This window comes from Agreia sp. Leaf244 (genome assembly GCF_001422695.1).
Taxonomy (GTDB): domain Bacteria; phylum Actinomycetota; class Actinomycetes; order Actinomycetales; family Microbacteriaceae; genus Agreia.
Genome location: NZ_LMLX01000006.1, coordinates 129,518 through 141,197, shown reverse-complemented (window position 1 = coordinate 141,197; position 11,680 = coordinate 129,518). Strand labels below are relative to the sequence as shown.

The window sequence follows — 11,680 nt, the reverse complement described above, 5'->3', positions numbered from 1 at the left end:
AATGGCGCGACCGAGTTCGGTTCCGGTGTACCCGTGAACATCGCGTCGATCCTCACCTACATCGCAGCTCAGCTGCTGGGTGCGATCATCGGTGCCGTGTTCGTGTGGCTCGCGTACAAGCAGCACTTCGACGAGGAACCCGACGCGGCGAACAAGCTCGGCGTGTTCTCCACGGGACCGGCGATCCGCTCCTACGGCTGGAACCTGGTCACGGAGATCATCGGAACGTTCGTGCTCGTGTTCGTGGTCATCGGCTTCGGCGGCGGACGTCAGGGCGAGGGCGGGCTTGCTGCCCTGGGTGCTCTTCCCGTGGCGATCCTCGTGATCGCGATCGGCGCATCCCTCGGTGGCCCGACCGGGTACGCCATCAACCCGGCCCGTGACCTCGGCCCGCGCATCGCGCACTTCATCCTCCCGATCAAAGGCAAGGGGTCCTCCGACTGGTCCTMCTCCGACTGGTCCTACTCCTGGGTCCCCGTCGTCGGCCCCATCATCGGAGGCGTCCTCGCCGGCCTCGCCGCCGTGCCGCTTCTCCCCATCCTCACCTGACACACAGCGGGCCCGCACATGATCGTGACGGGCCCGCTTCTCGTGTCACCCACGAACCTCAGGACTCAACAAAGGAGTTAGACAATGACGGACTACATTCTCGCAATCGACCAGGGCACGACCAGCACCCGGGCGATCGTCTTCGACCACTCGGGCTCGATCGTCTCGACCGGCCAGCTCGAACACGAGCAGATCTTCCCCAAGGCGGGCTGGGTCGAGCACAACCCCAAGGAGATCTGGGACAACACGCGTGAGGTCATCGGCCAGGCGCTCTCGAAGGCCAACATCACGCGCCACAACATCAAGGCCGTCGGCATCACCAACCAGCGCGAGACCGCCGTGGTCTGGGACAAGAACACCGGCGAGCCCGTCTACAACGCCATCGTCTGGCAGGACACCCGCACCCAGGAGATCGTCGACCGCTTCGCCGCCGACGGAGGCGTCGACCGGTTCAAGGACACCGTGGGCCTCCCCCTGTCGACGTACTTCGCCGGCACCAAGATCGTCTGGATCCTCGAGAACGTCGAAGGCGCGCGTGAACGCGCCGAAGCCGGCGACCTGCTGTTCGGCACCACCGACAGCTGGGTGACCTGGAACCTGACCGGCGGCGTGGATGGCGGCGTGCACATCACCGACGTCACGAACGCCAGCCGCACCCTCTTCCTGAACCTCGAGACGCTCGAGTGGGACGACGACATCCTCGCGGTGTTCAACGTGCCGAAGTCGATGCTGCCCGAGGTGAAAAGCTCGTCGGAGACGTATGGGCTCGTCCACGACTCGAGTCTGCTGCGCGAGGTTCCCGTCGCAGGAATCCTCGGCGACCAGCAGGCCGCCACCTTCGGCCAGGCCGCCTTCGACAAGGGCGAGGCGAAGAACACCTACGGCACCGGAAACTTCCTGATCTTCAACACCGGAACCGACATCGTCAAAAGCGAGAACGGCCTGCTCACCACCATCGGCTACAAGCTCGGCGACGGCGAGACCCACTACGCCCTCGAAGGCTCCATCGCCGTCACCGGCTCCCTCATCCAGTGGCTGCGCGACAACCTCGGAATCATCCAGAGCGCTCCCGAGGTCGAAGCGCTCGCCGACACGGTCGACGACAACGGCGGCGCCTACTTCGTGCCCGCCTTCTCGGGCCTGTTCGCGCCGCACTGGCGATCGGATGCCCGTGGCGCCTTGGTCGGCCTGACCCGCTACGTGAACAAGGGCCACATCGCCCGCGCAGCGATCGAGGCGATCGCCTTCCAGACGCGCGAGGTCCTGGATGCCGTGAATGCCGATTCCGGCGTGCCGCTCACCGAGCTCAAGGTCGACGGCGGAGCATCCGCCAACGACCGCCTCATGCAGTTCCAGGCCGACATCCTCGACGTGCCCGTCGTGCGACCGGTCGTGGCCGAGACCACGGCGCTGGGCGCGGCCTACGCTGCCGGCCTGGCCGTCGGCTTCTGGTCGACCCTCGACGAACTGCGTGACAACTGGCAGGAGGACAAGCGCTGGACTCCGAGCATGGATGCGGCGGAGCGTGACCGTCTGCTGCGCAATTGGAAGAAGGCCGTCACGAAGACCCTCGATTGGGTCGACGAAGACACCCAGTGAGTCAGTGACGCGTGGCTTCGGCCCACGTGTCGAGAGTGGCCGTCGCCGCACCGGAATCGATCGTCCGGGCGGCGGCGGCCATTTTCTCGCGCAGACGCTCGACGATCGGCCGCCGGCCCTGCTCCGGGTCCGAGGCGAGGTCGAAGGCCACGAGTCCCGCTGCGGCGTTGAGCAGAACGATGTCCCTCACCGGCCCGGTCTCCCCCTGGAGCACGCGGCGTGCGATGTCGGCATTGTGCTCGGCGTCGCCGCCGAGCAGATCGCCGATCTGGGCGCGGGCGATGCCGAGGTCGCGAGGATCGAGGTCATGCTCGACGACCGCTCCGAGAGAGACCTCCCAGATGTGGCTGTGCCCTGTCGTGGTCAGCTCGTCGAGCCCGTCGTCGCCGCGGAATACCAGAGCCGTGGCGCCGCGCGTCTGGAAGACGCCCACGAAGATCGGCACGCGATCGAGTTGCGCGACTCCCACAGCGGATGCCTCGGGTCGGGCAGGATTGCACAGCGGGCCCAGGTAGTTGAAGACGGTGGGCACGCCCAGCTCGCGTCTCACGTTCGCCACGTTGCCGAAGCCGGGGTGGAACTTCGAGGCGAACGCGAAGGTGATCCCCGCCTCGTCGAGAACCTCTGCCGTTCGCACGTTCGTGATGTCGAGCTCGACGCCGAGAGCCTGCAGCACATCGGAGGATCCCGACTTCGAGCTGGCGGCGCGGTTTCCGTGCTTGACCACCGGCACGCCCGAGGCCGCGGCGACGATCGACGCCATGGTGGAGACGTTCACCGTGCCGTGCCTGTCTCCCCCCGTTCCGACGATGTCGAGGGCCATCGGGTCGACGTCGAGGCTGACGGCGTGCTCGAGGACCGCATCACGGAATCCGACGATCTCGTCGACCGTCTCCCCCTTGGCCCGGAGGGCGATGAGGAATGCGGCGAGCTGCGCGTCGGATGCCTGGCCCGTCATCACCTGGTCCATCGCCCACGACGCCTCGGAGACCGAGAGGTCGTCCCGGGCGAGAAGCGAGGAAAGGATTTCGGACCAGGACTGTGAGTACGCCATAGCCTGATTCTAAAGGCCGAACGGCTTCCGCCCGGGTGTCAATGGGCTGCGCCACTCACACCCAAATGCAAAAACCCTGTGCTGATATCGGACATAATGGAGAAGTGACGAGCAGCTCCCTGACCCAGACTTCGAGTGCCCCGCTGATCCAACGACCGAACGTCGTGGCAGTGGGCACAATCGTGTGGCTCGGAAGCGAGGTGATGTTCTTCGCCGGCCTCTTCGCCATCTACTTCACGCTCCGCAGCACCTCCGGTCCGCTGTGGGAGAGCGAGTCGAGTGTTCTCAACGTGCCGTTCTCGCTGGTGAACACGATCATCCTCGTGGCGAGCTCGTTCACCTGCCAGGCGGGTGTCTTCGCAGCAGAGCGTCTCCAGGCGCGCGCCACGGGGTGGCAGCCGAACAAGTGGGGCACCACCGAGTGGTTCTTCCTCACCTACCTCCTCGGCGCGATCTTCGTGTCGGGCCAGATCTTCGAGTACGCGACGCTGGTGTCCGAGGGCATCTCCATCAGTTCCAGCGCGTACGGCTCCGCCTTCTACCTCACCACCGGTTTCCACGGCCTCCACGTCACCGGCGGCCTCATCGCATTCCTGCTCGTGATCGGCCGCATCTTCGCCGTCAAGAACATGGGGCACCGCGAGGCGACGAGCGCCATCGTCGTGTCGTACTACTGGCACTTCGTCGACGTGGTCTGGATCGGCCTGTTCCTCGTCATCTACGTGCTGAAATAGATCAACCGGCCCCCACCCGAACCCCGGTCGACGCATGAAGAGAGTTGTGAAAAGAGTGAAGAGAATGGCCCGAAAAAGCAGCACGGCAAACAGACGTCATCCCCTGGCGACTGTTGCCCTGATCGCAATCGGACTCCTGTTCACGGGCGGTGGATACGCGCTGTTCAGCAGCACGGCCACGGCCGAGACGAGCACCGCGTCTCAGACCACCATTGACGAGGGCAAGAAGCTCTTCGCCGCGAACTGCGCCAGCTGCCACGGACTCGACCTCCAGGGCACCGGCGAAGGCCCCAGCCTCCTCGGCGTGGGTGCGGCCTCGGTCGACTTCCAGGTAGGAACGGGACGCATGCCGATGGCCATGCAGGGCCCGCAGGCCATGGAGAAGGCGCCGCAGTTCACGGCCGAAGACACCGAGGCTCTGGCCGCCTACGTCGCCTCCCTCTCCCCCGGCCCCGCCGTTCCCGACGAGAGCCTGCTCGATGGCGAAGGCGATGCCACGAACGGCGCCGAACTTTTCCGCATCAACTGCGCCATGTGCCACAACGTCGCCGGAGCCGGTGGAGCGCTCACCGAGGGCAAGTTCGCGCCCGCGTTGACCGGTGTCGCCGCCGTGCACATCTACGAGGCCATGGTCACCGGCCCCCAGAACATGCCCGTCTTCAACGACAAGAACCTGTCGCCCGAAGACAAGCGCGATGTCATCACGTACCTCAAGTACCTCGAGAAGAACCCGTCCCCGGGCGGATACGAACTCGGCAGCCTCGGCCCCGTGGCCGAGGGACTCTTCGTCTGGATCTTCGGCCTGGGTGCCATCGTCGCCCTGACCGTCTGGCTCACGGCGAAGTCCAACTAGTCCGGCGGCCCTGCCGCGCACACATTCTTCACCGAGGCGAGGACGTTCCCCACAGGGACTTCCTCGAAGAAAAGCTCGAAAGGCAATCACATGGCACATGACGATCTGAGCGGCAAGGACATCACCGCTGTTTCGTCGGCTGGCGTCTCGCACGAGACGGCAGCTCCTGGCACGGCCGTCGTCCCCACCGAGACGTTCGAGAACCCGGGTTTCCCGGCTCACCGTCCGCGCGTGACCGACACCGATCCCAAGGCCGAGAAGAAGGCCGAACGACAGGTTTACACCTTCTTCTACCTCTCGATCGTCGGCAGCATCTTCGCCATCGCGTCGTACATGGCCTTCCCCATCGAAGACGGCGACACCGGAGCCCTGCGACTTCACACGATGATGCTCGGCCTCGGCATCGTGCTCGCCCTCTTCGGCCTCGGTCTCGGTGCCGTGCACTGGTCGAAGAGCCTCATGGCCAACCAGGAGGGCATCGACCAGCGTCATGCCGTACGTGGCAGCGACGAGACTCGCGCCCGTGCTGTCGAGATCTTCAAGGAGGCCAACGAGGAATCGGGCTTCGGCCGCCGCACGCTCGTTCGCAACACCCTCCTCGGCGCCCTCGTCGCCTTCCCCCTCCCCGCGGTCGTCCTCTTCCGCGGCTGGGGCCCTCAAGACGAGAACCCCGTCGAGCTGCTCGAGCACACCATGTGGGAGAAGGGCGCCCGCCTGACCCTCGACCCGTCCGGCCTGCCGATCAAGGCATCCGACGTCACGCTCGGGTCCGCGTTCCATGTCATCCCCGAAGGACTGAACGAGTCCGAGCACCGTCTCGAGGAGAAGGCGAAGGCCTCCGTCCTCCTGATGCGCCTCGACCCGGCCAAGCTCAAGGAAAGCCCCGAGCGCGCGGGCTGGTCGTACGACGGCATCGTCGCCTACTCGAAGATCTGCACGCACGTCGGATGCCCCGTCGCGCTCTACGAGCAGCAGACGCATCACCTGCTGTGCCCCTGCCACCAGTCGACATTCGACGTCACCGAAGAGTGCAAGGTCATCTTCGGACCGGCGAAGCGTGCACTGCCGCAGCTGCCCATCGCCGTCGACGGCGAAGGCTACCTGATCGCCCAGAGCGATTTCCACGAACCCGTCGGCCCGAGCTTCTGGGAGCGATCTTCATCATGAGTACAGTGACCACGCCGGAGACGGCACCAGCACCAGCTGCAGCGCCGACACGGCCGTCCGCGCCGCGAAGCACCTCCAGCCGCTTCACCGAGGCTGCCGCGAACTACATCGACGAGCGCACGAGCATCTCGGGCGTCGTCAAGGAGTTCGGTCGCAAGATCTTCCCCGACCATTGGTCATTCATGCTCGGTGAGGTCGCGCTCTACAGCTTCGTCGTCATCCTCCTCACGGGAACGTTCCTCACGTTCTTCTTCCAGGCATCCATGGCCGAGGTCGTCTACAACGGCTCCTACGTGCCGCTCAAGGGCGTGGAGATGTCCACGGCGATGTCGTCGACGCTCAACATCTCCTTCGATGTGCGCGGTGGTCTGCTCATCCGCCAGATCCACCACTGGGCGGCCTTGACCTTCATCGCGGCCATCGGCATCCACATGCTGCGCATCTACTTCACCGGTGCTTTCCGCAAGCCGCGTGAGTTGAACTGGGTCATCGGGTTCATTCTCTTCATCCTGGCGCTGGCCGAGGGCTTCACCGGCTACTCGCTTCCCGACGACCTGCTCTCCGGCAACGGCCTGCGCATCATCGACGGCCTCATCAAGGGACTGCCCGTCGTCGGCACCTGGATCTCCTTCCTGCTCTTCGGCGGCGAGTTCCCGGGAACCGACATCGTCGGCCGACTGTATTCGCTGCACATCCTCCTGCTGCCCGCGATCCTCGCCGTCATGCTCGCGCTCCACCTCGTCTTCGTCGTCGTGCACAAGCACACGCAGTGGTCGGGTCCGGGCCAGACGAAGGACAACGTCGTCGGCTCCCCCATCCTGCCGATGTTCGCGGCCAAGGCCGGCGGATTCTTCTTCATCGTCTTCGGCGTGATCGCACTCATGGGAACGTTCTTCACGATCAACCCGATCTGGAACTACGGCCCCTACGATCCGTCGCCCGTCTCTGCGGGAACGCAGCCCGACTGGTACATCGGCTTCGCCGACGGCGCTCTGCGTCTGATGCCGCCCGGGCTCGAGTTCGAGCTCTGGGATCGCACCTGGTCGTTCAACATCATCATCCCCGTGCTCATTCTCGGCGGCTTCATCGTGGCCGTGCTCGTATATCCGTTCATCGAGGCGTGGATCACCGGCGACAAGCGGGAGCACCACCTGCTCGACCGTCCCCGCAACGCGCCGACCCGTACAGCGATCGGCGTCGCCGGAGTGCTGTTCTACGCGGCTCTCTGGGGCGCTGCGAGCTCCGACATCATCGCCACGCACTTCCAGCTGTCGATCGAGGGTGTCATCCACGTCAACCAGGCGCTTCTCATCCTCGGACCGATCATCGGCTACCTGGTCACGAAGCGCGTCTGCCTCGCTCTCCAGAAGAAGGATCGCGAGATTGCGCTTCACGGCTTCGAGTCCGGTCGCATCGTTCGACTGCCCGGCGGCGAGTACATCGAGGTGCACCAGCCCGTCGACGAGTACGAGCGGTGGAAGCTGATCGACTACAACGACTACCAGCCGCTCATGATCCGCCCCAACGCCCGCGGCCAGATCACCGCTGTGCAGCGTTTCCGCGCCGGACTCTCCCGGTGGTTCTTCGAAGACCGCATCGCGCCGGTCAGCCCGAAGGAGCTCGAGAGCGGAAGCGGCCACCACTAGGCCGTTCTCTACGTCACGAGAAGGCGGTCCTCCCTGATGGGAGGGCCGCCTTCTGCCGTGGTCTCAGTGTTCCCTCAGACGCAGTCCGAGCCGTGGTGGTCGGACGTGCTCACGCGAGGAGCGCGCCGCCGTCGACAGGAATCGAGGCGCCCGTCATGAACGATTGCGTCATCGCGTAGAGGAAAGCCTGGGCGACGTCGTGGACCTCGCCGACGCGTCCTATGGGGAGAGCGGCTGCCTGCTGATCGTACATCGCCTGCTGGTCCTCGGCGCTCATTCCGTTCCACAGTGGGCTGCGCACGATTCCGGGCTCGACGACGTTCACCCGGGTCGGGGCCAGCTCCACGGCCAGTGCGCCGGCGAGACTCGTGGTCGCTCCACACAGGCTCGATGCGACCGACCAGCCTGCGCCGGGGCGGGTACGTGCCGAACCGGAGGTGAGGGTGATCGATCCGCTTGGCCGGATGTATCGGGCGGCGACGCTGACCACGTTCAGGGCGCCGAAGAAGCGCACCTCGAAGAACGCGCGCGCCTTATCCATGTCCATGCCGTCGACGGGCATAAGACTGAGCGATTCTCCGGCCGTGTAGACGAGGTGGTCGAAACTTCCTGCTTTCTCGAAGAACGCGGCAACGGCCTCGGTGTCTAACACGTCGAGTGTGTGACCGGTCGTTTCTGCGGGGAGTCCTCCCAGCGCTGCGTCGACGCTTGCCTGCCGGCTTGAGGCGACGACGACCTCGGCCCCTGCGTCGATCGCGGCGTGAGCGGTAGCTAGACCGATTCCGGATGTGCCGCCGATGATGACGACGCGCTTATTGCTGAGGGACATGAGTGGGTTCCTTTCGTTGAAGCCGGATCGAGTCTGCGCGTCGACCCCGCCCACTGTCCAAGACCTCCTTCGTGCTGCGTGATACCGATCGGGTATCACGTACCTGTGGGAGGCTTGCACCATGAGTGCCGATCTGGATCTGCGAAAGCTGCGCTACTTCGCCGCCGTCGCTTCCGAGCTGAATTTCGGGCGTGCCGCGGAGCGATTGATGATCGCGCAGCCGGTACTGTCCCGTCAGATTCGGGCGTTCGAGTCCGAACTCGGTGTGCAACTGTTCGTTCGCGGCACTAGCGGTACGCAGCTCACAGAGCACGGCGAGCTGCTCTACAGGGAGTCGGAAGCGCTCCTGGCCTCGGCATCGGCCGTTCGACGGCGAGTCGCGATCGCGGCACGCGGTGAGTCCGTGTTCACTGTCGGGTTCATGCCAGGGCTTACGGTCACGGAGGCCGTGCGAGCATTCCAGCGGACCCACGCAGACGTCACGATCCAGGTGCTGCGTACCGGTTGGGATGATCAGGTGAGCGTGCTTCATGACGGTCGCGCGGACATCAGCTACATTCGACGACCCTTCGAACCGGCCGGCTTGGCAACAGAGCTGCTGTTCTCCGAACCGCGAGTGGCCGTGCTGCCCGCAGATCACGATCTCGCAGCAGCACCCGGGGTGCTGATGAGCGAGCTCGTCAACGAACATCTCTTGCAAGATCCGGCCGCCGTACCCGAATGGGCGTCGTTCGCTGCAGAGATGCGCCGGCAGCAAGGTTCGGCACGCTCAGCGAGTCGCACTGTCGAAGAAAAACTCGAGCTCGTTGCAGTCGGCCGGGGAATCGCGATTTTACCGCTGTCGACCGCGATCTTCTACCGACGGCCGGACATCAGCTTCGTGCCTGTCATCGATCTCCCACCGACAGAGGTCCATCTCGGCTGGGAGAAGGGTCGACAGTCGACACTGGTAGACGCCTTCGTCACCCATGCGCGTGAAGCGAACCGGAACACCGCCTAGGCGATAGGGGCGCGCACCAAAGCGACCGACGCCACGACAAAGGGCCCGTCTCGGCGATGCGAGACGGGCCCTGAGAGCGTGCGAAGCGAACTAGCGGGCGAAGTATCCGCGGTAGTACTCGTACACCCAGCCGACGATCGCGACGAGCACGAGGGCGACTCCGATGAACGTGATCCACGTGCCAACTGCGAATCCGAGAAGCATGAGCGAGGCGGACCCGGCCAGGATGACGGGCCACCAGCTCCACGGGCTGTAGAAGCCCATCTCGGGGTCTCCGTCGTCGATGTCGGAGTCGAGGCGATCCTCGGGAAGATCTCCGCCCTGAGCACTGTAGACGCGCCCCAGGTAGAAGGCGAGGAAGGCCGCGAGCATGCCGGCCAGGCCGATGCCGAGAGCACCGACCCACTCGACGTTGCCCGTGTCGATGATGCTCCAGAAGATGTAGACAGCGGCCAGGAGGACGCAGAAGACCGCCAGGATCCAGAAGAGGTTCTTATTGGCTCTCATGTCTTACTTCACCTTCTCGGATGCCGTGTCGTACGTCGGTGCGTCGGGCGCGTCCTTCGCCGGGCCCACTCCGAAGGGGATGCCCGCCTCGGGGTGGTTGAGGTCGAACGCCGGCGACTCGCTGCGGATGCGCGGGATCGACGTGAAGTTGTGGCGCGGCGGCGGGCACGACGTGGCCCACTCGAGCGAGCGCGAGTAGCCCCACGGGTCGTTGACCGTGACCTTCGGGGCGCGACGGGCCGTGATGTAGACGTTCAGGAAGAACGGCACCAGTGAGGCGGCGAGCAGGAACGCACCGACCGTCGAGACCTGGTTCATCGACGTGAAGCCGTCGTCGGGCGAGTACGTCGCGTAGCGTCGCGGCATGCCGACGACTCCGAGCCAGTGCTGGATCAGGAACGTGGTGTGGAAGCCGATGAACAGCATCCAGAAGTGCCACTTGCCGAGCGTCTCGTTGAGCATCTTGCCGGTCCACTTGGGCCACCAGAAGTAGAACCCGCTGAACATGGCGAACACGACGGTGCCGAAGACGACGTAGTGGAAGTGCGCGACCACGAAGTAGGAGTCGGACACGTGGAAGTCGAGCGGCGGCGATGCGAGGATGACGCCGGTGAGTCCACCGAATGTGAAGGTGATGAGGAACCCGATCGCCCAGAGCATGGGCGTCTCGAACGTGACCGAACCGCGCCACATGGTTCCGATCCAGTTGAAGATCTTCACACCCGTCGGCACCGCGATGAGCATGGTCATCAGGGCGAAGAAGGGCAGCAGCACCGAACCGGTGACGTACATGTGGTGGGCCCACACAGTGACCGACAGGGCGGCGATCGAGATCGTCGCGTAGATCAGGGTCTTGTAGCCGAAGATCGGCTTGCGGCTGAAGACGGGGAAGACCTCAGAGACGATGCCGAAGAACGGCAGCGCGATGATGTAGACCTCGGGGTGGCCGAAGAACCAGAACAGGTGCTGCCAGAGCAGCACTCCCCCGTTGGCCGCGTCGTAGACGTGCGCCCCGAGGATGCGATCGGCTCCGAGGGCGAAGAGGGCCGCGGCCAGCACGGGGAACGCCATGAGGACCAGGATCGACGTGACGAGGATGTTCCAGGTGAAGATCGGCATGCGGAACATCGTCATGCCGGGTGCGCGCATGGTGATGATCGTGGTGATGAAGTTGACCGCACCGAGGATGGTTCCGAATCCGGAGATTCCGAGTCCGATCACCCACAGGTTGCCGCCGTCGCCGGGTGTGAACGTCTCGCTCGAGAGCGGCGCGTAGGCGAACCAGCCGAAGGATGCCGCGCCCTGGGGGGTGAGGAACCCGGCCACGGCGATGAGGCTGCCGAAGCTGTAGAGCCAGTACGCGAAGGCGTTGAGTCGGGGGAACGCGACGTCGGGCGCACCGATCTGAAGCGGCATCAGCACGTTGGCGAAGCCGGCGAACAGCGGCGTCGCGAACATGAGCAGCATGATCGTGCCATGCATCGTGAAGAGCTGGTTGTACTGGTCTTTCGTCTGCAGGATCTCGAGGCCGGGCTCGAAGAGCTGGGCACGGATGACCAGGGCCATCACTCCGCCGAGGCAGAAGTAGATGAACGAGGAGATCAGGTACATGTACCCGATGGTCTTGTGGTCGGTGGAGGTGATCCACTTGACCAGCACGTTGCCCTTGCGCTCAGCGCTTCGGGACTGTCCGTCGGTGAGCGTCTGACCGGTGGTCGGCGCTACGGCTGTGGTCGTCATCG

The 11,680-nt window shown here is 64.8% G+C and carries 11 protein-coding genes; 7 read left to right on the top strand and 4 right to left on the bottom strand.

Annotated elements, in window-relative coordinates; genetic code table 11:
- Positions 1 to 549: MIP/aquaporin family protein (locus ASF06_RS17540; protein ID WP_055950116.1), on the top strand; the 549-nt coding region annotated here is incomplete at its 5' end.
- A gap of 84 nt (positions 550 to 633) precedes the next feature.
- Positions 634 to 2,148, top strand: a complete 1,515-nt coding sequence (gene glpK / locus ASF06_RS17535; protein ID WP_055950077.1) for a glycerol kinase GlpK — start codon at positions 634 to 636, stop codon at positions 2,146 to 2,148.
- Position 2,149: 1 nt separating this feature from the next.
- Here the strand turns inward: glpK and trpD are convergent, their stop codons facing one another.
- Positions 2,150 to 3,202 (bottom strand): anthranilate phosphoribosyltransferase, encoded by a 1,053-nt coding sequence (gene trpD, locus ASF06_RS17530; protein ID WP_055950074.1) that lies wholly within the window; start codon positions 3,200 to 3,202, stop codon positions 2,150 to 2,152.
- A 65-nt stretch (positions 3,203 to 3,267) separates the two neighbouring features.
- On the opposite strand from trpD, the gene ctaE reads away from it, so the two are divergent.
- The 4 genes from ctaE (at position 3,268) to qcrB (ending at position 7,602) form a co-directional block, all read left to right on the top strand.
- Positions 3,268 to 3,936: an aa3-type cytochrome oxidase subunit III gene (gene ctaE, locus ASF06_RS17525; protein WP_082479719.1), complete on the top strand. Its 669-nt coding sequence runs from the start codon at positions 3,268 to 3,270 to the stop codon at positions 3,934 to 3,936.
- Between the two features lie 64 nt (positions 3,937 to 4,000).
- Entirely contained in the window at positions 4,001 to 4,789 is a 789-nt protein-coding gene (gene qcrC, locus ASF06_RS17520) for a cytochrome bc1 complex diheme cytochrome c subunit (protein ID WP_055928511.1), read from the top strand.
- Between the two features lie 90 nt (positions 4,790 to 4,879).
- The gene (gene qcrA / locus ASF06_RS17515) at positions 4,880 to 5,956 is read left to right on the top strand and encodes a cytochrome bc1 complex Rieske iron-sulfur subunit (RefSeq protein ID WP_055928508.1); all 1,077 of its coding nucleotides are present in this window, start codon (positions 4,880 to 4,882) and stop codon (positions 5,954 to 5,956) included.
- Positions 5,953 to 7,602: a cytochrome bc1 complex cytochrome b subunit gene (qcrB, locus tag ASF06_RS17510; RefSeq protein WP_055950070.1), complete on the top strand. Its 1,650-nt coding sequence runs from the start codon at positions 5,953 to 5,955 to the stop codon at positions 7,600 to 7,602. Before qcrA ends, qcrB begins: the two co-directional genes overlap by 4 nt.
- A gap of 109 nt (positions 7,603 to 7,711) precedes the next feature.
- Here the strand turns inward: qcrB and ASF06_RS17505 are convergent, their stop codons facing one another.
- A complete protein-coding gene (locus tag ASF06_RS17505; RefSeq protein WP_055950067.1) occupies positions 7,712 to 8,431 on the bottom strand; it encodes an SDR family oxidoreductase in 720 nt (239 codons plus the stop codon).
- A gap of 121 nt (positions 8,432 to 8,552) precedes the next feature.
- On the opposite strand from ASF06_RS17505, the gene ASF06_RS17500 reads away from it, so the two are divergent.
- Positions 8,553 to 9,431 (top strand): LysR family transcriptional regulator, encoded by an 879-nt coding sequence (locus ASF06_RS17500; RefSeq protein ID WP_055950066.1) that lies wholly within the window; start codon positions 8,553 to 8,555, stop codon positions 9,429 to 9,431.
- A gap of 90 nt (positions 9,432 to 9,521) precedes the next feature.
- Here ASF06_RS17500 and ASF06_RS17495 read toward each other — a convergent pair whose 3' ends face one another.
- Together ASF06_RS17495 and ctaD are read right to left on the bottom strand one after the other, a co-directional pair.
- A complete protein-coding gene (locus tag ASF06_RS17495; RefSeq protein ID WP_055950063.1) occupies positions 9,522 to 9,938 on the bottom strand; it encodes a cytochrome c oxidase subunit 4 in 417 nt (138 codons plus the stop codon).
- A gap of 3 nt (positions 9,939 to 9,941) precedes the next feature.
- Entirely contained in the window at positions 9,942 to 11,678 is a 1,737-nt protein-coding gene (ctaD, locus tag ASF06_RS17490) for an aa3-type cytochrome oxidase subunit I (RefSeq protein ID WP_055950060.1), read from the bottom strand.
- Positions 11,679 to 11,680 lie beyond the last annotated feature (2 nt).